Source organism: Duganella sp. GW822-FHT06D06, assembly GCF_058799615.1.
In genome coordinates this window covers 199,741-223,818 of the sequence record NZ_JBXALQ010000008.1, presented here as the reverse complement: position 1 = coordinate 223,818, position 24,078 = coordinate 199,741, and the positions used below count along the sequence as shown (strand labels likewise).

At 67.0% G+C, this 24,078-nt stretch carries 25 protein-coding genes; 17 read left to right on the top strand and 8 right to left on the bottom strand.

Annotated elements, in window-relative coordinates:
- Window positions 1-15: 15 nt before the first annotated feature.
- Window positions 16-489 carry a cache domain-containing protein gene (locus AC1RMD_RS17095; protein ID WP_492927882.1) on the bottom strand — a complete coding sequence of 158 codons (474 nt, stop codon included), beginning with the start codon at window positions 487-489 and terminating at the stop codon, window positions 16-18.
- Window positions 490-721: 232 nt separating this feature from the next.
- On the opposite strand from AC1RMD_RS17095, the gene AC1RMD_RS17090 reads away from it, so the two are divergent.
- From AC1RMD_RS17090 to AC1RMD_RS17075, 4 genes are read left to right on the top strand one after another with little or no spacing between them, the layout of a single operon-like run.
- On the top strand, window positions 722-2,191 hold the full coding sequence (locus AC1RMD_RS17090; protein ID WP_492927881.1) for a KamA family radical SAM protein: 1,470 nt from the start codon (window positions 722-724) through the stop codon (window positions 2,189-2,191).
- An 8-nt stretch (window positions 2,192-2,199) separates the two neighbouring features.
- Window positions 2,200-3,477 carry an MFS transporter gene (locus AC1RMD_RS17085; protein WP_492927880.1) on the top strand — a complete coding sequence of 426 codons (1,278 nt, stop codon included), beginning with the start codon at window positions 2,200-2,202 and terminating at the stop codon, window positions 3,475-3,477.
- Complete coding sequence (locus AC1RMD_RS17080) at window positions 3,474-4,355, top strand: 2OG-Fe(II) oxygenase (protein ID WP_492927879.1); 882 nt, start codon at window positions 3,474-3,476, stop codon at window positions 4,353-4,355. Before AC1RMD_RS17085 ends, AC1RMD_RS17080 begins: the two co-directional genes overlap by 4 nt.
- Before the next feature lie 52 nt (window positions 4,356-4,407).
- On the top strand, window positions 4,408-5,262 hold the full coding sequence (locus tag AC1RMD_RS17075) for a fumarylacetoacetate hydrolase family protein (protein ID WP_492927878.1): 855 nt from the start codon (window positions 4,408-4,410) through the stop codon (window positions 5,260-5,262).
- A gap of 11 nt (window positions 5,263-5,273) precedes the next feature.
- On the opposite strand, the gene AC1RMD_RS17070 is transcribed toward AC1RMD_RS17075, so the two are convergent.
- Window positions 5,274-6,605, bottom strand: a complete 1,332-nt coding sequence (locus AC1RMD_RS17070; RefSeq protein WP_492927877.1) for an aspartate aminotransferase family protein — start codon at window positions 6,603-6,605, stop codon at window positions 5,274-5,276.
- A gap of 119 nt (window positions 6,606-6,724) precedes the next feature.
- Here AC1RMD_RS17070 and AC1RMD_RS17065 point away from each other — a divergent pair, with 119 nt between their 5' ends.
- Entirely contained in the window at window positions 6,725-7,276 is a 552-nt protein-coding gene (locus tag AC1RMD_RS17065; RefSeq protein ID WP_492927876.1) for a carboxymuconolactone decarboxylase family protein, read from the top strand.
- 100 nt (window positions 7,277-7,376) lie between these two features.
- On the opposite strand, the gene AC1RMD_RS17060 is transcribed toward AC1RMD_RS17065, so the two are convergent.
- The 3 genes from AC1RMD_RS17060 to yjgA are packed head-to-tail and all read right to left on the bottom strand — an operon-like array spanning window position 7,377 to window position 9,245.
- Complete coding sequence (locus tag AC1RMD_RS17060; protein WP_492927875.1) at window positions 7,377-8,042, bottom strand: alpha/beta hydrolase; 666 nt, start codon at window positions 8,040-8,042, stop codon at window positions 7,377-7,379.
- Window positions 8,043-8,050: 8 nt separating this feature from the next.
- Complete coding sequence (gene mog / locus AC1RMD_RS17055) at window positions 8,051-8,659, bottom strand: molybdopterin adenylyltransferase (protein ID WP_492927874.1); 609 nt, start codon at window positions 8,657-8,659, stop codon at window positions 8,051-8,053.
- Window positions 8,649-9,245, bottom strand: a complete 597-nt coding sequence (gene yjgA, locus AC1RMD_RS17050; protein ID WP_492927873.1) for a ribosome biogenesis factor YjgA — start codon at window positions 9,243-9,245, stop codon at window positions 8,649-8,651. Before yjgA ends, mog begins: the two co-directional genes overlap by 11 nt.
- A 94-nt stretch (window positions 9,246-9,339) precedes the next feature.
- Here yjgA and pmbA point away from each other — a divergent pair, with 94 nt between their 5' ends.
- Entirely contained in the window at window positions 9,340-10,692 is a 1,353-nt protein-coding gene (gene pmbA, locus AC1RMD_RS17045) for a metalloprotease PmbA (RefSeq protein ID WP_492927872.1), read from the top strand.
- A gap of 7 nt (window positions 10,693-10,699) precedes the next feature.
- Here the strand turns inward: pmbA and AC1RMD_RS17040 are convergent, their stop codons facing one another.
- The 3 genes from AC1RMD_RS17040 to paaX all read right to left on the bottom strand — a co-directional run bounded on the left by AC1RMD_RS17040 (window position 10,700) and on the right by paaX (window position 14,133).
- Window positions 10,700-11,800: a hypothetical protein gene (locus AC1RMD_RS17040; protein WP_492927871.1), complete on the bottom strand. Its 1,101-nt coding sequence runs from the start codon at window positions 11,798-11,800 to the stop codon at window positions 10,700-10,702.
- A gap of 104 nt (window positions 11,801-11,904) precedes the next feature.
- Window positions 11,905-13,035, bottom strand: a complete 1,131-nt coding sequence (locus AC1RMD_RS17035; RefSeq protein ID WP_492927870.1) for a M14 family metallopeptidase — start codon at window positions 13,033-13,035, stop codon at window positions 11,905-11,907.
- A gap of 171 nt (window positions 13,036-13,206) precedes the next feature.
- On the bottom strand, window positions 13,207-14,133 hold the full coding sequence (paaX, locus tag AC1RMD_RS17030; RefSeq protein WP_492927869.1) for a phenylacetic acid degradation operon negative regulatory protein PaaX: 927 nt from the start codon (window positions 14,131-14,133) through the stop codon (window positions 13,207-13,209).
- Between the two features lie 176 nt (window positions 14,134-14,309).
- Between paaX and paaA the strand changes: the two genes are divergently transcribed.
- The 11 genes from paaA to paaY are packed head-to-tail and all read left to right on the top strand — an operon-like array spanning window position 14,310 to window position 24,068.
- On the top strand, window positions 14,310-15,296 hold the full coding sequence (gene paaA / locus AC1RMD_RS17025) for a 1,2-phenylacetyl-CoA epoxidase subunit PaaA (protein WP_116991758.1): 987 nt from the start codon (window positions 14,310-14,312) through the stop codon (window positions 15,294-15,296).
- A gap of 10 nt (window positions 15,297-15,306) precedes the next feature.
- Entirely contained in the window at window positions 15,307-15,591 is a 285-nt protein-coding gene (gene paaB, locus AC1RMD_RS17020) for a 1,2-phenylacetyl-CoA epoxidase subunit PaaB (protein WP_020701068.1), read from the top strand.
- A 12-nt stretch (window positions 15,592-15,603) separates the two neighbouring features.
- On the top strand, window positions 15,604-16,356 hold the full coding sequence (gene paaC, locus AC1RMD_RS17015) for a 1,2-phenylacetyl-CoA epoxidase subunit PaaC (protein WP_492927868.1): 753 nt from the start codon (window positions 15,604-15,606) through the stop codon (window positions 16,354-16,356).
- A 13-nt stretch (window positions 16,357-16,369) separates the two neighbouring features.
- Window positions 16,370-16,921, top strand: coding sequence for a 1,2-phenylacetyl-CoA epoxidase subunit PaaD (gene paaD / locus AC1RMD_RS17010; RefSeq protein ID WP_492927867.1), 552 nt, complete (start codon window positions 16,370-16,372; stop codon window positions 16,919-16,921).
- A gap of 7 nt (window positions 16,922-16,928) precedes the next feature.
- Complete coding sequence (gene paaE / locus AC1RMD_RS17005) at window positions 16,929-18,008, top strand: 1,2-phenylacetyl-CoA epoxidase subunit PaaE (RefSeq protein ID WP_492927866.1); 1,080 nt, start codon at window positions 16,929-16,931, stop codon at window positions 18,006-18,008.
- 22 nt (window positions 18,009-18,030) lie between these two features.
- Window positions 18,031-18,822 (top strand): 2-(1,2-epoxy-1,2-dihydrophenyl)acetyl-CoA isomerase PaaG, encoded by a 792-nt coding sequence (gene paaG, locus AC1RMD_RS17000; RefSeq protein ID WP_492927865.1) that lies wholly within the window; start codon window positions 18,031-18,033, stop codon window positions 18,820-18,822.
- Window position 18,823: 1 nt separating this feature from the next.
- Entirely contained in the window at window positions 18,824-20,416 is a 1,593-nt protein-coding gene (gene paaH, locus AC1RMD_RS16995) for a 3-hydroxyacyl-CoA dehydrogenase PaaH (RefSeq protein ID WP_492927864.1), read from the top strand.
- A complete protein-coding gene (gene paaI / locus AC1RMD_RS16990) occupies window positions 20,409-20,888 on the top strand; it encodes a hydroxyphenylacetyl-CoA thioesterase PaaI (protein WP_492927863.1) in 480 nt (159 codons plus the stop codon). The genes paaH and paaI overlap by 8 nt, the downstream gene beginning before the upstream one ends.
- A gap of 13 nt (window positions 20,889-20,901) precedes the next feature.
- Entirely contained in the window at window positions 20,902-22,212 is a 1,311-nt protein-coding gene (paaK, locus tag AC1RMD_RS16985) for a phenylacetate--CoA ligase PaaK (protein WP_492927862.1), read from the top strand.
- Window positions 22,213-22,221: 9 nt separating this feature from the next.
- Window positions 22,222-23,439: a 3-oxoadipyl-CoA thiolase gene (pcaF, locus tag AC1RMD_RS16980; RefSeq protein ID WP_492927861.1), complete on the top strand. Its 1,218-nt coding sequence runs from the start codon at window positions 22,222-22,224 to the stop codon at window positions 23,437-23,439.
- 17 nt (window positions 23,440-23,456) lie between these two features.
- Window positions 23,457-24,068: a phenylacetic acid degradation protein PaaY gene (gene paaY / locus AC1RMD_RS16975; protein WP_492927860.1), complete on the top strand. Its 612-nt coding sequence runs from the start codon at window positions 23,457-23,459 to the stop codon at window positions 24,066-24,068.
- Window positions 24,069-24,078: the final 10 nt, after the last annotated feature.

Below are 24,078 nucleotides of genomic sequence, written 5' to 3'. Positions count from 1 at the left end.
GGTGCTCTCCCGCCGCTATTTTTTGTAGATGCCCGCTTCCAGCACCACGTCGCCGACGCGCAGGATGTAGGTGGTCTTGGGTTCGATCTTGCCGCTGCCGGGATTCTTGTACTGGTAGTCGACCCAGCCGTGGCCTTTCTTGGCCGCCAGCTCGATGATCTCGCGGCGGTATTTCTTGCCGCTGGCGTCGGGCACGTCGGTCAAGTCCTTGCCGACGATGGAGGGGTTGAACGGGTGGGCCAGCACGATGCCGCTGGTGAGGTCGCGCAGGTCGACGTACAGCGAACCCTGCACGAAGTCCGGATCCTTGGCGGCCACCTTCTTGATCAATTCGTCCTTGCCGTGGGCCTTGAGGTAGGCGGCGCTCTTCTCGACCAGGGCGACGGCGTCTTTTTCGGTGGGCTCGGCGGCGCAGGCGGTGCTGTGCAGCAGTGGGACGACAAACGCGGCAATCGCGGCGATGGCGGTCGGCATGGCGGTCAGTTTCATGGCGGTTCCTTGTGGTGGGGGGGGCGGGGAGGCTTGCTCCCATGAACTTTACGCCGGCATGGACCACGGGGATTGCGCTGCCGCAAAGTCTGGCCGTGTGGCAATTTTGCACGCGCTCGGCATCAAGGAAAAATGTATTTCCATGCGTCAGTTGATTTACGGCAATCGCAATTTCCGCGGGCGGCCTAGCATGCAGTCTCCGCCCCCCCTTTTATTGCGATAGGAACTTGCGATGACCTCTACTCCGACAGCCTCCTGGCACAGCGCCGCCACCCAGGCGCCCAAGTTCAAGCCCTTCATCCGCCAGACCATCCCCCATTCCCGCCAGTGGGAATGGCTGACGCCCGATTTGCAGGAAGCGGTGCAGGTGGTGTCGCACGTGCTGCCGTTCCGCACCAACGAGTACGTGCTGGACCAGCTGATCGACTGGAGCAACATCCCGGACGATCCGATCTTCCGCCTGACCTTCCCGCACCGCGACATGCTGGCGCCGGACGACTACGCCCAGCTGCGCGAGCTGGTGCTGGGGCGCGCCAACCAGCAGGCGCTGAGCGAGCTGGTGCGGCGCATCCGCCTGCGCATGAACCCCCATCCGGCCGGGCAGATGACGCACAACGTGCCGCGCGTGAACGACGCCCCGCTCAAGGGCTTGCAGCACAAGTACAAGGAGACGGTGCTGTTCTTCCCCAGCGCCGGCCAGACCTGCCACGCCTACTGCACCTTCTGCTTCCGCTGGCCGCAGTTCGTCGGCATGGACGACATGAAGTTCGACGCCAAGGAATCGCACCAGCTGGCCGACTACCTGCGCCTGCATCCCGAGGTGACCGATGTCTTGATCACCGGCGGCGATCCGCTGATCATGAACACCCGCTCGCTGGAGGCGTATATCGAGCCGCTGCTGGCGCCGGACCTGGCGCATATCCAGAACATCCGCATCGGCACCAAGTCGGTGGCGTACTGGCCGCAGCGCTTCGTCACCGACCGCGACGCCGACGACCTGCTGCGGCTGTTCGAGCGGGTGGTCGGCAGCGGCAAGAACATGGCCATCATGGGCCACTACAACCACGCGGTGGAGCTGCGCCCGGAGATCGCCCAGCAGGCGGTCAAGCGCATCGTCGGCACCGGCGCCACGCTGCGCATGCAGGGGCCGCTGATCCGCCACATCAACGAAGATCCGCGCAGCTGGGCCGAGTTGTGGCAGACCGGCGTGCGGCTGGGGGCCATCCCCTACTATATGTTCGTCGAGCGCGACACCGGGCCGCGCGAGTATTTCCAGCTGCCGCTGGCGCGCGCGCACGAGATCTTCCAGCGGGCCTACCAGATGGTGTCGGGCCTGTCGCGCACGGTGCGCGGGCCGTCGATGAGCGCCTTCCCCGGCAAGGTGGTGATCGACGGCATCGTCAACATCGGCGGCGAGAAGGTGTTCGCCTTGCAGTTCCTGCAGGCCCGCAACGCCGACTGGGTGCGCAAGCCGTTCTACGCCAAGTTCGATCCGAAGGCGACCTGGATGGACGAGCTCAAGCCGGCCTTCGGCAAGGACAAGTTCTTCTTCGAGGAGGAGGGCGGCAGCCGCAGCGAGTACGGCGCCGAGCCGCCGGGCCAGCGCAAGGTGATCCCGCTGATCACGGCGCGCCAGGACGAGGCGCTGCGCGGCGCGGCCGTGGCCAGCGCGGCCGCTTGCGGCGCCCACGGCCAGGCCTAGGGGGCGCCATGTCCGGCCGCGCGGTGTTCGTGCTGGTGTTCCTGCCGTTCGCGCTGGGCCACTATCTGTCGAGCCTGATCCGCACCGTCAACGCGACGCTGGCGCCGCAGCTGATGGCGGCGCTGGCGCTCAGCCCCGCCCAGTTGGGCCTGCTGACCAGCGCCTTCTTCCTGGCGTTCGCGCTGGCGCAGTTGCCGGTCGGCATGGCGCTGGACCGCTGGGGCCCGGCGCGGGTGCAGCCGCCGATGCTGCTGCTGGCGGCGCTGGGCGCGCTGGCCTTCTCCGGCGGCCGCGATTTCTCCCAGCTGCTGGTGGCGCGCGCGCTGATCGGGCTGGGCTTGGGCGGCTGCTTCATGTCGGCGGTGAAAGCGGTGTCGACCTGGGTGGCGCCTGCGCGGCTGCCGTCGGTGCAGGGCTATCTGATCGCGGCCGGCGGGCTGGGGGCGGCGTCGGCCACGCTGCCGGTGCGGCTGGCGCTGCACTACACCGACTGGCGCGGCCTGTTCGTCGGCTTCGCCCTGGCGGCGGCCGCGCTGGCGCTGCTGATACGGCTGGTGGCGCCTTCCGCGCCTTCGCCATCGTCGGCGGCGCGGCCGGCCGGCCTGGCGGTGCTGCGCGAGGTGCTGCGGCATCCGGCCTTCCGCGAGGTGGCGCAGCTGGTGCTGGTGCCGCACATGGTGTTCTTCGGCATCCAGGGCTTGTGGATCGGCCGCTGGCTGACCGATGTCGCCGGCTACTCCGAGGCGGCGGTGGCCTACCTGCTGTACCTGGGCATGGCGGCGGTGATCTTCGGCGCCATCGCGGTCGGCATGGTCACCGAGTGGGCCGGGCGGCGCGGCGTGGCGCCGATCAGCGTGGCGGCGGCCGGGGTGGCGCTGTTCATCGCGGTGCAGCTGGGCTTTGTGTGCGACTGGGCGCCCAGTTACCAGCTGCTGTCGGTGCTCTTTACGCTGGTGGGCACGGTGACCGGCATCGAGTACGCGATCGTCGCCCAAAGCCTGCCGGCGGCGCTGACCGGGCGCGGCGCCACCTGCCTGAACCTGCTGATCTTCCTGGGCGCGTTCGCGGTGCAGGCGGGCTTCGGCCTGCTGCTCGGCTGCTGGCGGCCGGACTCTCTGCGGCATTATCCGGCGCAGGCCTACCAGGTGGCGTTCGCGGCGCTGGTGTTGTTGCAGCTGCGCGGACTGTTGTTATTCGCGCGCCGGCGCTGGGGTGCGGGCGCGCAATCCGGTAAAATCGAGCACCAATCCGGCAGTCCGGCAACCAGCCCTCCGATCGCACGATGACTACTGCACCTACTGCCTTTGTCTCACTGCCGGCCGCGTGGCAGGACTGGATCATGGAGAATCTGGCGCGCGCCTGCAATCCGCTGGACATGGCCAACAGCATGGCGGCCTCCGGCCAGCACAGCATGGCGGTGGCGCGCGCCGCCATCGACGAGGCGCTGGCGCTGCGCGCGGCGGCCGAGCACGCGCCGGCGCCGGTCGGCAGCGTGTTCGTGGCGCCGCAGCAGATGCCCTACATCGACCTGGAGCGCAACCTGGTCGCCGCGCCGGACCGCGCGGTGGAGGTGCTGTTCGTGCTGAAGCAGCCGCAGATCATCCTGCTGGGGAATGTGCTCAGCGACCAGGAGTGCGACGCCATCATCGCCCATTGCGGCACGCGCTACACCCGCTCCACCGTGACCGGCGAGGCCGACGGCGCCAGCGTGGTGCACGAGGGCCGCACCAGCGAGATGGCCTTCATCCAGCGCGGCGAGGCCGAGGTGGCCGAGCGCATCGAGCAGCGGCTGGCGGCGCTGGCGCACTGGCCGCCCGAATGCAGCGAGCCGTTCCAGCTGCAAAAGTACGGCGTGACGCAGGAATACCGGCCGCACTACGACTGGCTGGACCCGGACAGCAGCGGCCACCGCAGCCACCTGGCGCGCGGCGGCCAGCGGCTGGCCACCTTCATCCTGTACCTGAGCGACGTGGAGCAGGGCGGCGGCACGGTGTTCCCCGGCCTGGGGCTGGAGGTCTATCCGAAGAAGGGCAACGCGCTGTGGTTCCTCAACACCGACGACAACCACCAGCCGGACAAGCAGACCTTGCACGGCGGCGCGCCGGTGGTCGGCGGCACCAAGATCATCGCCAACAAATGGCTGCGGCAAGGGCGCTACGGTTAGAATGGCGGGCATCGGCATAGACCTTGCCCACTGTTGTTAACCTAGGAACCCTATGAGACTCGTTCGTTACGGCCGTCCCGGCAAAGAGAAACCAGGCCTGATCGATGACGAAGGCAAGCTGCGCGACCTGTCCGGCGTGATCGCCGACATCGACGCGGCGCAGCTGGCGCCGAAGGCGCTGCGCAAGCTGGAAAAGATCCCGCAAGCCTCGCTGCCGCTGGTGCGCGGCAATCCGCGCTACGGCGTGCCGCTGGCGCGGGTCGGCAAATTCATCGGCATCGGCCTCAATTATTCGGACCACGCGGCCGAAGCGGGCATGCCGGTCCCGAAGGAGCCGATCGTCTTCATGAAGGCGATTTCCTGCCTGTCCGGCCCGGACGATCCGGTGATGCTGCCGCAAGGCTCGAAGAAGACCGACTGGGAAGTGGAGCTGGGCGTGGTGATCGGCTCGCGCGCGCAGTACGTCAGCGAGGAGGACGCGCTGAAGTACGTGGCCGGCTATTGCGTGGTCAACGACCTGTCGGAGCGTTCCTTCCAGCTGGAGCGCGGTCCGCAATGGGACAAGGGCAAGGGTTGCGACACCTTCGGCCCGGTCGGCCCGTGGCTGGTGACGCAGGAAGACATCTACGACGTGCAGCAGCTGGACCTGTACCTGGAACTGAACGGCAAGCGCATGCAGACCGGCTGCACCGACACCATGATCTTCTCGGTGGCGCAGATCGTCAGCTACCTGTCGAAGTTCATGACCTTGGAGCCGGGCGACGTGATCGCCACCGGCACGCCGCCGGGCGTGGGCCAGGGCCGCAAGCCGCAGCGCTTCCTGAAGAAGGGCGACGTCCTGCGGCTGGGCATCGCCGGCCTGGGCGAGCAGCAGCAGGACGTGGTCGCCTGGACGGCGTCGAAATAATCGCGGCGTAACTAGGTCGCGCCGGCCAGCGCCCGCGCCAGGGCGTCGGCCAGCCGGCTGGTGATCTCCGCCAGCTCGGCCTCGGTGGCGATGAACGGCGGCGCCAGCAGGATATGGTCGCCGCGCCGGCCGTCGATGGTGCCGCCCATCGGATACACCATCAGGCCCAGCGCCATGGCTTGCTCCTTGACCGCCGCGTGCAGCTGGCAGGCCGGATCGAAGGGCGCCTTGCTGTCGCGCTCCCGCACCAGCTCCAGCGCCAGCAGCATGCCGCGCCCGCGGATGTCGCCCACGTGCGGATGGCTGCCGAAGGCCTCGCGCAGCATGCGGCGGAAGGCGGCGCCGCGCACCGTGACGGCGCCCAGCAGGCAATCCCTCTGTATCACCTTTTGCACCGCCAGCGCGGCGGCGGCGGCCACCGGATGGCCCATGTAGGTATGGCCGTGCTGGAAGGCGCCGCTGCCCTCGCGCAGGCGCCGCACCACGTGCTGGCGCGCCAGCACCGCGCCGATCGGCTGGTAGCCGGCGCCCAGGCCCTTGCCCAGCACCACCAGGTCCGGCAGCACGCCTTCCTGTTCGAACGCGTACAGCGTGCCGGTGCGGCCCATGCCGCACATGACTTCATCGAGGATCAGCAGGATGTCGTACTTGTCGCACAGCTTGCGCACGCCGCGGAAGTAGCCGGGCGTGGGCGGCACGGCACCGGCGGTGGCGCCGACCACCGTCTCGGCGACGAAGCCGATGATGTGCTCGGGGCCGTGTTCGAGGATGGTCGCCTCCACCTCGGCCAGCAGGGCGGCGGTGTAGTCCTCGGTGCTCTGGCCGTCGGCGCGGTCGCGGTATTCGTAGCAGGGGGCGACCCGCGGCACCGCCATCAGCATCGATTCGAACGGGCGCCGGCGCCACTCGTTGCCGCCGATGGCCAGCGCGCCCAGCGTGTTGCCGTGGTAGCTCTGGCGGCGGGCGATGAACATGCCGCGCTGCGGCTGGCCCGCTTCGACCCAGTACTGGCGCGCCAGCTTGAGGGCGGTCTCCATCGCTTCCGAACCGCCCGAGACCAGGTAGACGTGATCGAGGTCGCCGGGGGCGTCGTTGGCCAGGCGGCTGGCCAGTTCCTCGGCGGCGTCGCAGCTGAAGAAGGCGGTGTGGGCGTAGGCGTTGCGGTCGATCTGGGCGTGCATGGCGGCCAGCACGTCGGGATGGGCGTGGCCCAGCGAGGAGACGGCGGCGCCGCCGCTGGCGTCGATGTAGCTGCGGCCCTGGCTGTCGCGCACGGTCAGGCCGGCGGCGCCGACGGCCAGCGGCGGCGCGCGGCGCAGGTTGCGGTGGATGATGTGGCTCATGGCGTCCTTTCGTTCAGGGTGACGAAGAGCAGACGATAGCCGCGATCGGCTTGTGTTCTGTTGATCTATCCCGCACCATGAGCGAATAATTGACCAGGACGCCAGCAGGAGCGACAACGATGACCGACCGATTGGGAGCTATTCCGTTTGCCGACATGAGCGCGGCCCAGCAGGTGGCGGCGCAGGCCGTGATCGACGGGCCGCGCGGGGCCTTGTACGGGCCGTTCGTGCCCTTGATCCGCAGTCCGGAGCTGATGGCGGCGGCGCAGCGCATGGGCGAGTACCTGCGTTACCGCAGCGCGATCGGCACGCGGCTGACGGAGCTGGCGATCCTGGTGACGGCGCGCCAGTGGAGCCAGCAGGTGGAGTGGGCGATCCACGAACCGATCGCGCGCCAGTACGGCATTGCAGACGAGGTGATAGCGGCGCTGGCGGCGCGCCGGCGGCCGGACGGCATGGCGGCCGACGAGGCGCTGGTGCACGACTTCTGCGTGCAGCTGCACCAGCGGCAGCGGATCGACGACGCCACCTACGCGGCGGCGCTGGCGGCCTTCGGCGAGCACGGGGTGGTGGATCTGATGGGGATCAACGGCTACTACACCTTCCTGGCGATGGTGATGAACGCCGCGCAGACGGCGGTGCCGGCGTCGCCGGCCGCGCCGCTGCCGTAAAAACCACGGGGGTCAAGTCTGACATTCGGACACGAGCTCTACGGTAGCCGTCGCTACCGTAGAGCTCGTGTCCGAATGTCAGACTTGACCCCCCCGCTGTTTACAGCACTTTTTTCAGCCAGGCGCTGATGTGGTCCACTTCTTCCTGGCACAGCGAGTGCTGCATCGCATAGTCGTGCCATTCGACCTGGTAGCCCAGTTGCTTGAGCAGGTCGCGCGACTGTTCGGCGCGGGCCACCGGGATCACCGGGTCCATGCGACCGTGCACCATGAAGATCGGCGTGGCCAGGCTCGCCGCCGTGTGCTCGGCGGCGGCCTTGGCGGCGAGCGGCACGTAGCCCGACAAACACATCAGGCCGGCCAGCTTTTCCTGCAGGCGCATGCCGGTTTGCAGGGTCATCGCGCAGCCTTGCGAGAAGCCGGCCAGGATGATGCGCTCGGCCGGGATGCCGCGCGCTTTTTCACGCTCGATCAGCGCTTCCACCTTGGCTTGCGAGGCGCGCAGGCCGGCTTCGTCTTCCTGGCGGCCCAGGTCGTTGGCGACGATGTCGTACCAGGCGCGCATCACGTAGCCGTTGTTGATGGTCACCGGCATGGTGTCGGCGTTGGGGAAGATGAAGCGGATCGCCGGCAGGCCGCGCAGGTCCAGCTCGTGCAACATGGGCACGAAGTCGTTGGCGTCGGCGCCCAGGCCGTGCATCCAGATGATGGCCACGCTCGGGTTGGCGCCGGTTTCTTTTTCGATGGTTTGCAGCAGGGTGCTCATGGGCGTCCTCAGGGTTGGGGGCGTAGCGCGGATTTGGGGCGGAAGGCCTGGCACACGGCCGGATCGGTTTCCATGTAGGGGCCGCCGATCAGGTCGACGCAGTAGGGGACGGCGGCGAAGATGCCGCCCACCAGCACGGCGCCGGCCGCGTCCCTCAGGCCGCCCAACGTTTCGGCGATGGCCTTGGGCTGGCCGGGCAGGTTCAGCACCAGCGCGGCGTGATCAACGGTTTCGCGGATCACGGCGGTCTGGCGCGACAGGATCGCGGTCGGCACGAAGTGCAGGCTGATCTGGCGCATTTGCTCGCCGAAACCGGGCATTTCCTTGCTGCCGATGGCCAGCGTGGCTTCCGGCGTGACGTCGCGCCGCGCCGGGCCGGTGCCGCCGGTGGTCAGCACCAGGTGGCAGCGGGCGACGTCGACCAGTTCGGTCAGCGTGGCTTCGATCTGCGCGCGCTCGTCGGCGATCAGGCGGGTTTCAAGCCGGTAGGGCGTGGTCAGGGCGCGCGCCAGCCAGTCTTGCAGGGCCGGCAGGCCGAGGTCCTGGTAGACGCCGCCGCTGGCGCGGTCGGAGACCGACACCAGGCCGATCACCAGGGTGTCGACGTTACTCGTCATCGGACTCGCTGTCTGCGTCGTCGGCCGCAGCGGCGGCCTTGCCCTTCTTGGACTCGATCTGCTTGAGGATCTGGAAGATCTCGCGGTAGGCTTTCGGCGGCTTGTTCTCGGCCTGTTCCTTGCGGGCGTTGCGGATCAGCGTGCGCAGCTGCTGCACGTCCAGTTCCGGGTTCTCTTCCAGCAGCACGGTGAGCGCCTTGTCGTCGACCAGCAGCTTGTCGCGGCGGCGTTCCAGCGCGTGCATGGCGGCCGTCTCCGACTTGGAGGCGCCCTTCCAGCTGTCGATGGTTTGCTGGATCACGGCCACTTCGGCCTCGTCCAGGGTGCGCATCTTCTTGCCGACGTACTGCATCTGGCGGCGACGGCCCTCGTGGTTGGTGATTTGCTGGCAGGCCAGGATGGCTTCCAGCACGTCCTCCGGCATCGGCACCCGCTTGACGCGGTCGCGCGGCGCTTCGACCAGGGTCTCGCCCATCTTCTGCAGGGCGTCCGACTGGCGTTTAAGCTCGGTTTTGGACGGGCGTTCGTATTCTTGTTCGAATTCGGTGGAGCTGAAGCCGACGGCTCCGCGGTTGGGATTTACCATAATATTAACTTTCGGTTCGGCACGTGGCCGCACCTGTAAACTGTAAACGACTGCTATGATACCTGTTTTAGCGGCCACCCGAAGATTACAGCCCATGAGCGATACCCATTTTACCCACACCCAGGACCAGTTGAAGCAGCTTGCACGCGATGTGCTGGCGTTCGCCAAGGAGCAGGGCGGCACCGATTGCGCCGTCGAAATCAGCGAAGGCAGCGGCTTGTCGGTGTCGGTACGCAAGAGCAAAATCGAGACCATCGAGCAAAACAAGGACAAGGGCATGGGGGTGACGGTGTTCATCGGCCAGCGCCGCGGCAACGCCAGCACCTCGGACTTTTCGCCAGCGGCGCTGAAGGCGACGGTGGAAGCGGCCTACAACATCGCCCGCTTCACCTCCGACGACGACTGCGCCGGCCTGGCCGACGCCGACCAGCTGGAACTGGCGCCGCGCGACCTGAAGCTGTTCTATCCATGGGATATCTCGACCGCCGACGCGGTGACCTTGGCGCAGCGCGCCGAGGCGGCCGGCTTCGAGGTCGATCCGCGCGTCACCAATTCGGAAGGCGCCGGCGTCCACGTGCAGCAGTCGCATTTCGTGGCGGCCAACTCGCGCGGCTTCATCGGCGGCTATCCGTATTCGCGCCACACGCTGTCGGTGGCGATGATCGCCGGCAAGGGCTCGAAGATGCAGCGCGACGACTGGTACACCTCGGTGCGCGATGCGGAAAAAATGTCGGCACCGGAAGCGATCGGCCGTTACGCGGCCGAGCGTGCGCTGGCGCGCCTGAACGCGCGCACCATCGACACCCGCACCTGCCCGGTGCTGTTCGAGGCGCCGCTGGCGGCCGGCCTGCTGGGCGCCTTCGTGCAGGCGACCTCGGGCGGTGCGCTGTACCGCAAGTCCAGCTTCCTGCTGGACTCGCTGGGCAAGCAGGTGCTGCCCAAGCATATCCAGATCAAGGAAGATCCGCACGTGGTCGGCGGCGTCGGTTCGGCGCCGTTCGATGAGGAAGGCGTGCGCACCGTCAAGCGCGACGTGGTCAAGGATGGCGTGGTGCAGGGTTATTTCCTGTCGACCTATTCGGCGCGCAAGCTGGGCATGAAGACCACCGGCAACGCCGGCGGTTCGCACAACCTGTCGCTGACCTCGTCGCTGACCAGGAAGGGCGACGACTTCGCCGCCATGCTGCGCAAGATGGGCACCGGCCTGCTGGTGACCGAGCTGATGGGCCAGGGCACCAACTACGTGACCGGCGATTACTCGCGCGGCGCGTCGGGCTACTGGGTCGAGAACGGCGTGATCCAGTATCCGGTGGAGGAAATCACCATCGCCGGCAATATGAAGGACATGCTGGCGCAGATCGTCGCCGTCGGCGCCGACGTGCTGGTGCGCGGCACCAAGCAGACCGGCTCCATCCTGATCGAAAACATGGTGGTGGCCGGCGGCTGATCGCCGGCTACTCCCGCTTGCAGTGCGCGCTTGACGGCAGCCCGCAAGCGATCAGGCGGCCGACGTCGGGGTTGGTGAGGTAGTTCAGGTGCGCGTGGTCGGGGCGCTCCAGCAGGCCGAAGTAGGTGGGCGCGTTGGAGACCAGGATGTTGTACACCGTCACGCCCTGGCGCGCATATTTTTCCGACTGCAGCGTGTACGACAGCAGGTCGTTGGGATCGGTGAACGCCACCAGCGTCAGGTGTTTGTCGGCGGCTGCCGTTGCCGCCGGCCGCTTTTGCAACAGCCGTTGCAGACTGTCGGCCGGCGCCAGCGCCGCCGCTATCTGCTGGTCGGCCAGCGACAGCAAGGGTATCTGGTTGGCCGCCATCACCAGCAAGCGCAGGCGATCGACCGCCTGTTGCGCCACCAGCGCCGCGCGCGAGCCGGGCGCTTCCTCCGTCATGCGCAGCAGGGTATCGAACAGGATCTTGCTGCCCATGCTGTGCGAAATCACCACCAGCGGCACATCGGACGCAACCTCGCCGGCGCCCAGCACTTGCAGGATCGCGTCGCGCATGCGGCGCTGGATGTCGTCGCGCGCCACGCCCTGGTAGACCAGCGCGTCGGGCAGGCAATCATCGACCAAGCCATCCTTGAAGCGCGCGTTGAGGCGGGCGCGGGTGGACGTGAACGGCGGCCCGCCTTCGCAGATGGACGATTTGCCGGTCTGGTCGTAGCACAGCTGGCGCTTGAGGGCGGTGGTCAGCGGCGACCAGATCAGCGCATTGAAGCGCAGGCCGCCGGCGGGCGTCGCGACATTGGACGAGACGATCTGGACCTGCGGGCCGCCGGCGGCGGCGTGGGCGGACGACGAACTGGTCGCGCCCGTGAGCGACTGCATCAGCTGGCCCACCACCACGCCGGCCCAGCTGGCGTCGTGGGTGCAGATGCCGTGCACCAGCAACACGTCGGCGTTCTTGCCGCCGGCGCCGGCGGCCAGGTCGATCAGGCCGGGGAAGGTGGTGCCGGCGTCCAACAGCTGCGGCGGACGGTAGGGCGTGGTGCAGGCGCACAGCATCAGCACAATCGACAACAATGCGCGGCGTATCCAAGTCAGGGTATTCATGCTGAACCTCCAGTCGCGGCGCGCGGATGCGCCGATGAGGTCCAGTGTATTTTTCCCTGCGGCGGCGACCTTGTCGCGCCGCAGGGAAGGGCCGGCTTACTGCTTTACTGCTGGGCCAGCAGCGATTGCAGCAGCGGCTGCAACACCGACTTGCCCAGTTCGGCGCTGCGGGCGCCGTTCCAGCCGGTTTCCGGGTCCGGATCGTTGGCGTTGTCCTTGAACGGCATTTCCAGGGTCAACGACAGGCAGCCGAAGGCGTGGGTGATGTGCGGCGAGCCCATGGTCAGGGTCTCGTCGGTGTACGGCGTTTCGCCGTAGCCGTAGTCGTCCTGGAAGTCCGGGCTGGCGATCAGGAAATTGTCGATGAAGTATTGCTGCGCTTCTTCCTGGTCCGGCGTGAAGGTCGGCAGCGACTCGCTGCCCGCCACGAACACGTAAGGCAGGCCTTCGTCGCCGTGGATGTCCAGGCACAGGTCGCAGCCGATTTCCAGCATCTTGTTCTTGACCAGGAACACTTCCGGGCTGCGTTCCATGGTCGGGTTCAGCCACTCGCGGTTCAGGTTGGCGCCGGCCGCGTTGGTGCGCAGGTTGCCGCGCACCGAGCCGTCCGGGTTCATGTTCGGCACCACGTAGAACACCGCTTCCTTCAGGCACTGGCGGCCGAAGGGATTGGCCGGGTCCAGCAGCGCCTCGACCATGCCTTCGACGAACCACTCGGCCATCGTCTCGCCCGGATGCTGGCGGGCGATGACCCAGACCTTTTGCTCCGCTTCCGGATCGCCGATGACCAGCATGTTCAGGTCGCGGCCGTCGATGGTGTTGCCCAGGTCGACCAGCTTGACCAGCGGCGACAATTGCGCGTTGTCCAGCAGCGACAGGTGGCGTTCCCACGAATACGGCTCGAAATAGGCGTAGTAGACGCTGTCGTATTCCGGCGTGTGGTTGATGGTCATGACGGTGCCGTCATAGGTGGTCGGCACGCGGAACCAGTTGTCGCGGTCGTAGCTGGCGACGGCCTGGTAATCCTTCCAGCCGTCCGGATAGGCGGCGCTGCCGGCGTTGAGGAAGCGCAGCGCCAGCGGCGTGGCTTGCGCACCCTGCACGCGGAAATAAAACCATTGGCTGATGTCGGCGTGCGAGTCCTTGCGGATGTTCAGGTCGATGGCGGCCGGATCGTCGGCACGCAGGACCTCGATGGCGCCGGCGTCGAATTGCTGGCTGATTTTGATAGACATGGCTGAATCCCGGTAAATTCTATGTAAGAAGTTTGTTTGCGCTTGTGGCGCAGTGGCGACATGATACAGCGTCGCCGCAACGCCGGGGTCAAGTCTGACATTCGGACACGGCCTCTGCCGTAGCGGCAGCTACGGCAGAGGCCGTGTCCGAATGTCAGACTTGACCCCGCGCTAGGCCAGGCCGCCGAAGCGGTCGAAGAAGGCGGGTTCGGCGGCGGGGGCTGCGCTGTCCTCGCGGCGCAAGGTGGCGTCGATGTGCTGTTCGGCCGCGGCGCAGACGGCCAGGTAGATGGCGCGCGTCAGCTCGTAGGCCAAGGCGCCCGGCCACGGTGTCGGCAGCAACTCGACCGGCAGCTGCGGATCGTGCAGCTGCACCCGGCGGTAGGCGTGGATCAGCAGCGTGCGCACCACGTAGGCTTGCTGCGGCGCCAGGCCGCCGTCCGTTTCGGCCGCCCGCACCGCCGCCAGCAGCGGCTCGAACTGCGCGATAAATTGCTGGTAGCCCTGGGCCACGCCGCTCAGGTCCCAGCCGTCGGCCACCAGGTCGCTCAAGGCCCGGCCGCTGACCTGGCGCATGGCCTTGCCCTGCACCACGAACAACTTGCCCGCCACCCCCAGCCGCTTGAGCAGCTCGTCGAGCGCCGGACCGTCGGCCGCCGGATGGCCCATGATGCCGGGCGCGATCACGCTATAGCCTTCCCACAGCAATTCCTTGCGCACCGCGCTGCGCTCGGCCGCGTTGAGCGCGCCGTCGCCGTTGAGGATCAGGGTCCAGCTGCCGTCCCAGTGCACATTCAGTGGCGCGTAGATGCGGCGGTAGGCGTGCACGAAGCGCGCCATCGCCGGCGGCGTGATCGCGTACGAGCTGCGGCGGCCGTCGCGCTGCGCCCCCAGCCAGCCTTCCTGCGCCAGCCGGAACACCGAGGTGCGCAGCAGCCGGTCGTTGACGCCGAACGGCGCCAGCAGCTCGATCAGGCTGCCCAGCCACACCATGCCCCCGTGCGGCACGATGGCGTCGCCGAAGATGGTCACCACCAGCGACTTCGAGCGCGGCGGGTCGCTGGCCAAAAATCCGCTTATCCAGTCGTTGCAATTCATGGGCAGGCATACCTTTCTATACACACAAACAAGAGTTTACTTTGCCTGACCATCGGCGCAGCATTTATTTCACCGTCGTTGCCGATAGGATACTGATTTATGATCTGAGTCAAGAAAAACGTAGTCAAACAAAAATATGTATCGTATTATTGGCCATCAGCGATGAGGAGACAGCGATGTATGCACAAATGGTGGAGACGGGCCTGAGCACGGTCCGCACGGCGGACGACATGGCCGCCGACGAGCGCGCCTTCCAGGCCCGCATCGACGACGGCGTCAAGATCGAGGCCAAGGACTGGATGCCGGACGCCTACCGCAAGACCCTGATCCGGCAGATTTCCCAGCACGCGCACTCGGAAATCGTCGGCCAGCTGCCCGAGGGTAACTGGGTGACCCGCGCCCCTACGCTGAAACGCAAATCCATCCTGCTGGCCAAGATCCAGGACGAGGCCGGCCACGGCCTGTACCTGTACAGCGCCGCCGAGACGCTGGGCGTGTCGCGCGACGAGCTGCTCGCCGCCCTGCACAGCGGCAAGGCCAAGTACTCCAGCATCTTCAACTACCCGACCCTGTCGTGGGCCGACATGGGCGCGATCGGCTGGCTGGTCGACGGCTCGGCCATCATCAACCAGATCCCGCTGTGCCGCTGCTCCTACGGCCCGTATGCACGCGCCATGATCCGCGTCTGCAAGGAAGAATCGTTCCACGCGCGCCAGGGCTACGACATCATGATGGCGCTGGCCAAGGGCACGCCGGAACAGAAGGCGATGGCGCAGGATGCGCTCAACCGCTGGTGGTGGCCCTCGCTGATGATGTTCGGCCCGTCCGACGCGGAATCGGTCAACAGCGCGCAGTCGGCGCAGTGGCGGATCAAACTGTTCTCAAATGACGAACTGCGCCAGCGCATGGTCGACCAGACCGTGCCGCAAGCCGAGTACCTGGGCCTGACCGTGCCCGACCCCGACCTGAAATTCAACGCCGACACCGGCCACTACGAATTTGGCGCCATCGACTGGAGCGAGTTCCACAACGTCTTGAAGGGCAACGGCCCGTGCAACCGCGAGCGCCTGCGCACCCGCGTCAAGGCCTGGGACGACGGCGCCTGGTTCCGTGAAGCGCTGGTCGCCCACGCCGACAAACACGCCACCGCCAAGGCAGCATAAGGAGATCAAGATGAGCAAAGAATGGCCACTGTGGGAAGTATTCATCCGCAGCCAGCACGGGCTGGCGCACAAACACGTCGGCAGCCTGCACGCGCCGGACGCCGAAATGGCGGTCAACAACGCGCGCGACGTCTACACCCGCCGCAATGAAGGCGTCAGCATCTGGGTGGTGCGCGCGGCCGACATCGTCGCCAGCAGCCCGGGCGACAAGGGCGCGCTGTTCGAGCCGTCCAACAGCAAGGTGTACCGCCACCCGACCTTCTTCCCGATGCCGGAAGAAGTCAAGAACCTGTAAGCGGAGTCCATCGTGCAGACCAAAGTAAATTACCTGCTGCGCCTCGGCGACAACGCCCTGATCCTGAGCCAGCAGCTGTCGCAGCTGTGCGGCAAGGGCCCGGCGCTGGAAGAGGACATGGCGCTGACCAACGTCGCGCTCGACCTGCTGGGCCAGACCCGTTTGTGGTACGAGTACGCGGGCGAGCTGGAAGGCGCCGGCCGCGACGAAGACAAGCTGGCCTACCACCGCGACGCCCACGACTTCAAGAACTGCCTGCTGCTGGAGCAACCGAACGGCAACTACGCCGACACCATGGTGCGCCAGTTCTTCTTCGACGCCTGGCACTACTTCCTGATCGTCGGCCTGACGCGCAGCAGCGACACCCGCATCGCCGCCATCGCCGAGAAATCGCTGAAGGAAGTGACCTACCACCTGCGCCGCAGCGGCGATCTTGTAGTGCGCCTGGGCGACGGCACGGACGTCAGCCACGCCAAGACGCAAGCGGCCGTGAACGAACTGTGGATGTACAGCGGCGAAGTGTTCGCCTACGACGCCATCGATGAAGCGATGGTGGCCGAAGGCGTGGCGCCGGCCGCCGCCGACCTGCGCGCGCAATGGCTGGCGCACGTGGCCGAGATCCTGGGCGAAGCCACGCTGACCATGCCGCCGGCCGACGCCTGGATGCAAAGCGGCGGCAAGCAAGGCCGCCACAGCGAGCACCTCGGCTACATCCTGGCCGAGATGCAGTTCCTGCAGCGCGCCTATCCCGGCGCCATCTGGTAACAGCGAGCCCGCCATGACAGCCGCCATCTGCGCAGCAGACCGTTCGCCCGCCGCCGCCCAGGTCTGGGCCTGGCTGGCCGAGGTCTCCGACCCCGAAATCCCGGTCATCTCGATCGTCGACCTGGGCATCGTGCGCGACGTACAACTGGCCGCCGACGGCGCCTGCACCGTCACCATCACGCCGACCTATTCCGGCTGCCCGGCGATGCAGGTGATCGCCGACGCCATCACCGAGGCGCTGCACGCACACGGCCTGCAAGACGTGCGGCTGCAAAACCAGTTGTCGCCCGCCTGGACCACCGACTGGATGAGCGAGGAGGGCAAGGTCAAGCTGCAAGGCTACGGCATCGCGCCGCCGGCGCAGCAGGTGATCGACATCAGCGGCCTGCACGCGGGTCCGCACGCCGCCATCTCGCGCCGCGCGCAGCCGCGTCTGACGGTGGCCTGTCCCAACTGCGGTTCGCATCACACCGAAATCACCAGCCAGTTCGGCTCCACGCCCTGCAAGGCCTTGTACAAATGCCTGGATTGCCGCGAGCCCTTCGACTACTTCAAGTGCCACTAAAAAGATCATGAGCAAATTCCACCCGCTGACCGTCTCGCAAGTGCGCAATGAAACGCGCGACACCATCGCCGTCACCTTCGCCGTGCCGCCCGAGCTGCAACAAAGCTTCACCTTCCAGCAAGGCCAGCACCTGACGCTGCGCGCCCGGATCGGCGACGAAGACGTGCGCCGCTCGTATTCGATCTGCTCCGCGGTGCAGGAAGGCGCGCTGCGCGTGGCCATCAAGCGCACCCAGGGCGGCTTGTTCTCCAGCTGGGCCAACGACACCATCAAGCCCGGCATCACGCTCGACGTGATGCCGCCGATGGGCCACTTCAACGTGCCGCTGGACGCCGCCAACCGCAAGCACTACCTGGCCTTCGCCGCCGGCAGCGGCATCACGCCCATCCTGTCGATCATCAAGACCACGCTGGCGGCCGAGCCGCACAGCCGCTTCACGCTCTTCTACGGCAACCGCGCCTCGTCGTCGGTGATCTTCAAGGAAGAGCTGTCCGACCTGAAGGACACCTACATGGAGCGCCTCAAGCTGGCCTACGTGATGAGCCGCGAGCAGCAGGACATCGAACTGTTCAACGGCCGCATCACCAAGGAGAAGGCGGCGCAATTCCTGAAGCACTGGGTATGGGTGGAAGACATCGACGTCGCCTTCATCTGCGGCCCGGAAGACATGATGCTCGGCGTCTCGGAAGCCCTGCAGGAAGCCGGCATGCCGAAGTCGCAGATCAAGATCGAGCTGTTCGCCGCCAGCATCCCCAAGCACCAGCACAAGCCGCGCGCCATCGACCCGCAAGCGGGCCGCCACGAAACCGAAGTCACGGTTATCCTGGACGGCAACGCCACCAGCTTCACCATGGACCAGGACAAGGAATCGCTGCTCGACGCGGGCCTCAAGGCCGGCATCGACATGCGCTACTCGTGCAAGGGCGGCGTATGCTCGACCTGCCGCTGCAAGCTGCTCGAAGGTAAAGTGGACATGGACGTCAACTACGCGCTGGAAGACTATGAAATCGCGCGCGGTTATGTGCTGAGCTGCCAGAGCTTCCCCATCACCGACAAGGTCGTCATCGACTTCGACCAGGCCGAATAAAAAACATCCCACCGGAGACGCCATGAACTACGAGAACATCCTCTTCGACATCACCGACGGCATCGCCACGCTGACGCTGAACCGCCCCGATAAGCTCAACAGCTTCACCCAGGCCATGCACGAGGAAGTGCGCCACGCCATGCACAAGGTCAGCCACGACAAGAGCGTGCGCGTATTCGTGCTGACCGGCGCCGGCCGCGGCTTCTGCGCCGGCCAGGATTTGTCGGACCGTTCGGTGGAACCGGGCGCCCGTCCGGTCGACCTGGGCGACTCGGTGGAAAAGAACTACGCCCCGCTGGTGCTGGCGTTGCGCGCCTTGCCGATGCCGGTGATCTGCGCCGTCAACGGCGTGGCCGCCGGCGCCGGCGCCAACATCGCGCTGGCCTGCGACATCGTGCTGGCCGCCAAATCCGCGTCCTTCGTCGAAGTGTTCTGCAAACTGGGCCTGATCCCCGACACCGGCGGCACCTACTTCCTGCCACGCCTGATCGGCAGCGCGCGCGCCATGGGGCTGGCCATGCTGGGCGACAAACTCAGCGCCGAAAAAGCCGAGTCCTGGGGCCTGATCTGGAAAGCCGTGCCGGACGAGGACCTGGCCGCCGAAACGCAGGCCATGGCGCGCCACTTCGCCACCGCGCCGACCAAGGGCCTGGCCTTCACCAAACAAGCCTTGCATTGCAGCCCGCACAATTCGCTGCAACAGCAGCTGGCGCTGGAATGCGAAATGATGAGCGAACTGGGTCGCAGCGACGACTACCGCGAAGGCGTGGCCGCCTTCATGGAAAAGCGCGCGCCGCAATTCAAGGGGAAATAACATGGCAGCCCTCCACACCGACCGCGCGGTCGCCGTCATCGGCAGCGGCGCCATGGGCGCCGGCATCGCGCAGGTGGCCGCCGTCGCCGGCTACACCGTCAAACTGTTCGACACCCGGCCGGAAGCCGTGGCCAAGGCCATGTCCGACATCGCCGCCGCGCTGAACAAGCTGGTGGCCAAGGAGCGCATGAGCGCCGTCGATTGCGCCGCCGCCATCGCCCGCGTGCAGGCGGCCGTCACGCTCAACGACATCGCCGACGCCGCGCTGGTGGTGGAAGCCATCGTCGAGAACCTCGACGTCAAGCGCGGCCTGTTCGCCGAGCTGGAAGCCATCGTCGGCGACCACTGCATCCTGGCCACCAACACCTCGTCGATCTCGGTCACCGCCATCGCCGCCAAGCTGCGCCTGCCGGCGCGGCTGGTCGGCATGCACTTCTTCAATCCGGTGCCGTTGATGGCGCTGGTGGAGGTGATCAGCGGCCTGGCCACCGACGCCGCCGTCGCGCAAACCGTCTGCGACACCGCCGCCGCATGGGGCAAGCAGCCGGTGCACGCCAAGTCCACGCCGGGCTTCATCGTCAACCGCGTGGCGCGTCCGTTCTACGCCGAAGGCTGGCGCCTGCTGAACGAGCAGGCCGCCGACGCCGCCACCATCGACGCCGTCATGCGCGATTGCGGCGGCTTCCGCATGGGGCCCTTCGAGTTGATGGACCTGATCGGGCACGACGTCAATTTCTCGGTCACGCAATCGGTGTTCGGCGCCTACTTCAACGATCCGCGCTTCACGCCGTCGGTGCTGCAGCAGGAGATGGTCAACGCCGGCTTCCTCGGCCGCAAATCGGGCCGCGGCTTCTACCATTACGGCGATGCCGCTCCCGCCGTGCCGCAACCGCAGGCGGAAGCCGCGCAGCCGAAGCCGGAATTCGCCAGCTACACCATCGAGCCGGGTGCTGCGGTCGGTCCATCGCATGCGGTCGGCGGTGCGGTTTGCGACGCGCTGGCGGCCCGTCTGCGCGCCTCGGGCATCAACATCTCGCACCGCAAGACACCGGAAACGCGCAACCACGTGGCCGGTACCGACGACGCGCCGGCCTTCCACTGCAACGGCGCCGCCGTCTACCTGACCGACGGCCGCAGCGCCACCCAGCGCGCGCACGACAGCCATCACCCGGACACGGTGCTGTTCGACCTGGCGCTGGACTTTGCAAGCGCCAAGCGCATCGCCGTCAGCTGCGCGGACCAATGCTCGCCGGCGGCCTTCAACGCCGTGGTCGGCCTGTTCCAGGCGGCCGGCTTCACCGTCACGCGGCTGGACGACGTGCCGGGCATGGCCGTCATGCGCACCGTCGCCATGCTGGCCAACGAGGCGGCGGACGCCGTCAACCAGGGCGTTTGCAACGCGCAGGCGGCGGACATCGCCATGCAGAAGGGTGTCAACTACCCGCGCGGCCCGCTGGCCTGGGCCGACGCCGTCGGCATCGGCCAGATCGTCGCCGTGCTGTCCAACCTGGCCGCAGGCTATGGCGAGGACCGCTACCGCGTGTCGCCGCTGTTGCGCCGCAAGCAGGCAGCGGGAGGGCGCTTCCATGACTAAGACCGCCATGTTGGCCGCCGCGCCCGACGTTGAAGCGGCACAGGCGCTGGCGCAGGCCGTCGGCGCCGCCATGTTCGAGAGCGACCCGGCCTCACAGGGCCTGGGCATGAAGATCGACGCCATCGCGCCCGGCCACGCCCGCATGTCGATGCCGGTGCGCGCCGACATGTTGAACGGCCATGGCAGCTGCCACGGCGGCTTCATTTTCGCTCTTGCCGATAGCGCTTTCGCCTTTGCCTGCAATAGCCACAACCTGACCACCGTGGGCGCGGCCTGCACCATCGATTACCTCGCGCCCGCCCGTCTGCACGACGTGCTGACCGCCGACGCGACCGAGCAGGCGCTGGCCGGCAAGAGCGGCGTCTACGACGTCAAGGTCACGAATCAGGACGGCCGCACCGTCGCGCTGTTCCGGGGTAAATCGCATCGCGTCAGCGGCCACATCGTTCCGGTGCCGCAGCACGCCGGGTAAAGAGGAGACACCGATGGTTCAACGCATACCCGCGTCGTCCGATCTGGAGCCGATCGAGCGCGCCAGCAAGGACGAGCTGCAAGCGCTGCAACTGCAGCGGATGAAATGGTCGCTCAAGCACGCCTACGATAACGTGGCACATTACCGCGCCGCGTTCGATGCCGCCGGTGTCCATCCCGACGACCTGCGTACGCTGGCCGACCTGGCCAAGTTCCCGTTCACGGGCAAGAAGGAATTGCGCGACAACTACCCGTTCGGCATGTTCGCCGTGCCGCAGGACCAGGTGGTGCGCGTGCACGCCTCCAGCGGCACCACCGGCAAGCCGACTGTGGTCGGCTACACCCGGAACGACATCGACACCTGGGCCAACGTGGTGGCGCGTTCGATCCGCGCCGCCGGCGGGCGTCGCGGCGACATGGTGCACATCTCTTACGGCTACGGCCTGTTCACCGGCGGCCTGGGTGCGCACTACGGCGCCGAACGGCTGGGCTGCATGGTGATCCCGGTGTCCGGCGGCCAAACCGAAAAGCAGGTGCAGCTGATCGTGGACTTCAGGCCGGCCATCATCATGGTCACGCCGTCGTACATGTTGAACATCATCGAGGAATTCCAGCGCCAGGGACTTGACCCCGCCGCCAGCTCGCTCAAGGTCGGCATCTTCGGCGCCGAGCCGTGGACCGACGCCATGCGCTGCGAGATCGAGCAACGCGCCGGCATCGATGCGGTGGACATCTACGGCCTGTCCGAGGTGATAGGCCCCGGCGTCGCCAGCGAATGCATCGAGAGCAAGGACGGGCCGGTGGTCTGGGAAGACCATTTCTACCCGGAGATCATCGACCCCGAAACCGGCGAAGTGCTGCCGGACGGCGAAGAGGGCGAGCTGGTATTCACCTCGCTGAGCAAGGAAGCGCTGCCCATTGTCCGCTACCGCACGCGCGACCTCACGCGGCTGCTGCCGGCCACTTCGCGTTCGATGCGCCGCATCGGCAAGATCACCGGCCGCTCGGACGATATGCTGATCATCCGCGGCGTGAACGTGTTCCCGTCGCAGATCGAAGAACTGATACTCAAGATGCCGAAACTGGCGCCGCAATACCAGCTGGTGATCAGCCGCGACGGCCACCTCGACAAACTGGAGGTGCTGGCCGAGCTGCGGCCCGGCGTCGCCGACGGCGAGACCGAAGCGCTGGCGCGCGAGCTTGGGCACCACATCAAAAACTATGTCGGCGTCACCACCAAGGTGCGTCTGCTGGCCCCCAACGGTATCGAACGCACTTTGACGGGCAAGGCCCGCCGCGTGATCGACCAACGCCCTAAAACTTAAGGATATTCCGTGAACGACGCCGATTTTTCTGCATATATCTGTGACGCCATCCGCACCCCCTTCGGCCGCTACGGCGGCGCCCTCGGCGGCGTGCGCGCCGACGACCTGGCCGCGCTGCCCATCGCCGCGCTGATCGCCCGCAATCCCGGCGTGGACTGGTCCAAGGTCGATGACGTCTACTACGGCTGCGCCAACGGCGCCGGTGAAGACAACCGCAACGTCGGCCGCATGGCAGCGCTGCTGGCCGGCCTGCCGGTCGATGTCCCCGCCAACACCATCAACCGCCTGTGCGGCTCCAGCCTGGACGCGGTCGGCATCGCCGCGCGTTCCATCAAGGCCGGCGAAGCGCAACTGGTGATCGCCGGCGGCGTCGAAAGCATGACGCGCGCGCCTTTCGTCATGGGCAAGGCCGATAGCGCGTTTTCGCGCGCCGCCAAGATCGAGGACACCACCATCGGCTGGCGCTTCGTCAATCCGCTGATGAAGGCCATGCACGGCATCGACAGCATGCCGGAGACGGCCGAAAACGTCGCCCAGGAATTCGGCATCAGCCGCGCCGACCAGGACGCGTTCGCGGTGCGTAGCCAGCAGCGCTGGGCCGCCGCCCATGCGGCCGGCGTGTTCAAGGATGAAATCGTGCCGGTCGCGCTGGTGCAAAAGAAAGGCGATCCGAAGATCGTCGACACCGACGAGCATCCGCGCCCGGATACCACGATCGAGATGCTGGCCAGGCTGAAAGGCGTGGTCAAGCCGGATGGCAGCGTCACGGCCGGCAACGCCTCGGGCGTCAACGACGGCGCCTGCGCCATCTTGCTGGCGTCGGCCGCCGCCGCCGAGCAGTACGGCCTGCGCAAGCGCGCCCGCGTGCTGGGCATGGCGACCGCCGGCCTGGCGCCGCGCATCATGGGCTTCGGCCCGTCGCCGGCGTCGAAGAAGGTGTTGGCGCAGGTTGGCCTGACCATCGGGCAGATGGATGTCATCGAATTGAATGAAGCCTTTGCCGCGCAGGGCCTGGCCGTCACGCGCGATCTCGGCCTGGCCGACGACGCGACGCACGTCAACCCGAACGGCGGCGCCATCGCCATCGGCCACCCGCTGGGCGCATCCGGCGCGCGGCTGGTGCTGGCGGCGCTGAATCAGCTGGAACGCACCGGCGGCCGCTACGCGCTGTGTACCATGTGCATCGGCGTCGGGCAGGGCATCGCCCTCGTCATCGAACGCGTGTAAAGCGCAGGAGCGCCGTCATGGTCAAAGTCTACGAAATCAACGGCGTCACGCCGGTGGTCCACCCGACCGCCTACGTGCATCCCAGCGCGGTGCTGATCGGCGACGTCATCGTCGGCCCGCGCTGCTACGTCGGCCCGCTGGCCGCGCTGCGCGGCGACTTCGGCCGCCTGATCCTGGAGGAGGGCGCCAACCTGCAGGACACCTGCGTCATGCACGGCTTCCCCGGCGCCGACACGGTGGTCGAGCGAGACGGCCATATCGGCCACGGCGCCGTGCTGCACGGCTGCCGCATAGGCCGCAACGCGCTGGTTGGCATGAACAGCGTGGTGATGGACAACGCCGTCATCGGCGCCGACAGCATCGTCGCCGCGATGAGCTTCGTCCGCGCCGGCATGCAGGTGCCGCCGCGCAGCCTGGTGGTCGGCACGCCGGCCAGGGTGGCGCGCGAACTGCGCGACGACGAGATCAAATGGAAGACCGAGGGCACCGGCCAGTACCAGGAACTGGCGGTGCGCTCCATGAACACCATGCGCGAAGTGGAAGCGCTGACCGAAGTGGAACCGGACCGCAAGCGCGTCGAGTGGGAAAGCTCGCTGCCGCTGCACCTGCACAAAAACGCCCAAGCATAATCAACGGAGA

Bases quoted from the DNA above. Each gene is read 5' to 3' on its own strand.
- AC1RMD_RS17095 (WP_492927882.1), bottom strand. From the start codon at position 489: ATGAAACTGACCGCCATGCCGACCGCCATCGCCGCGATTGCCGCGTTT.
- AC1RMD_RS17090 (WP_492927881.1), top strand. From the start codon at position 722: ATGACCTCTACTCCGACAGCCTCCTGGCACAGCGCCGCCACCCAGGCG.
- AC1RMD_RS17085 (WP_492927880.1), top strand. From the start codon at position 2,200: ATGTCCGGCCGCGCGGTGTTCGTGCTGGTGTTCCTGCCGTTCGCGCTG.
- AC1RMD_RS17080 (WP_492927879.1), top strand. From the start codon at position 3,474: ATGACTACTGCACCTACTGCCTTTGTCTCACTGCCGGCCGCGTGGCAG.
- AC1RMD_RS17075 (WP_492927878.1), top strand. From the start codon at position 4,408: ATGAGACTCGTTCGTTACGGCCGTCCCGGCAAAGAGAAACCAGGCCTG.
- AC1RMD_RS17070 (WP_492927877.1), bottom strand. From the start codon at position 6,605: ATGAGCCACATCATCCACCGCAACCTGCGCCGCGCGCCGCCGCTGGCC.
- AC1RMD_RS17065 (WP_492927876.1), top strand. From the start codon at position 6,725: ATGACCGACCGATTGGGAGCTATTCCGTTTGCCGACATGAGCGCGGCC.
- AC1RMD_RS17060 (WP_492927875.1), bottom strand. From the start codon at position 8,042: ATGAGCACCCTGCTGCAAACCATCGAAAAAGAAACCGGCGCCAACCCG.
- mog (WP_492927874.1), bottom strand. From the start codon at position 8,659: ATGACGAGTAACGTCGACACCCTGGTGATCGGCCTGGTGTCGGTCTCC.
- yjgA (WP_492927873.1), bottom strand. From the start codon at position 9,245: ATGGTAAATCCCAACCGCGGAGCCGTCGGCTTCAGCTCCACCGAATTC.
- pmbA (WP_492927872.1), top strand. From the start codon at position 9,340: ATGAGCGATACCCATTTTACCCACACCCAGGACCAGTTGAAGCAGCTT.
- AC1RMD_RS17040 (WP_492927871.1), bottom strand. From the start codon at position 11,800: ATGAATACCCTGACTTGGATACGCCGCGCATTGTTGTCGATTGTGCTG.
- AC1RMD_RS17035 (WP_492927870.1), bottom strand. From the start codon at position 13,035: ATGTCTATCAAAATCAGCCAGCAATTCGACGCCGGCGCCATCGAGGTC.
- paaX (WP_492927869.1), bottom strand. From the start codon at position 14,133: ATGAATTGCAACGACTGGATAAGCGGATTTTTGGCCAGCGACCCGCCG.
- paaA (WP_116991758.1), top strand. From the start codon at position 14,310: ATGTATGCACAAATGGTGGAGACGGGCCTGAGCACGGTCCGCACGGCG.
- paaB (WP_020701068.1), top strand. From the start codon at position 15,307: ATGAGCAAAGAATGGCCACTGTGGGAAGTATTCATCCGCAGCCAGCAC.
- paaD (WP_492927867.1), top strand. From the start codon at position 16,370: ATGACAGCCGCCATCTGCGCAGCAGACCGTTCGCCCGCCGCCGCCCAG.
- paaE (WP_492927866.1), top strand. From the start codon at position 16,929: ATGAGCAAATTCCACCCGCTGACCGTCTCGCAAGTGCGCAATGAAACG.
- paaG (WP_492927865.1), top strand. From the start codon at position 18,031: ATGAACTACGAGAACATCCTCTTCGACATCACCGACGGCATCGCCACG.
- paaH (WP_492927864.1), top strand. From the start codon at position 18,824: ATGGCAGCCCTCCACACCGACCGCGCGGTCGCCGTCATCGGCAGCGGC.
- paaI (WP_492927863.1), top strand. From the start codon at position 20,409: ATGACTAAGACCGCCATGTTGGCCGCCGCGCCCGACGTTGAAGCGGCA.
- paaK (WP_492927862.1), top strand. From the start codon at position 20,902: ATGGTTCAACGCATACCCGCGTCGTCCGATCTGGAGCCGATCGAGCGC.
- paaY (WP_492927860.1), top strand. From the start codon at position 23,457: ATGGTCAAAGTCTACGAAATCAACGGCGTCACGCCGGTGGTCCACCCG.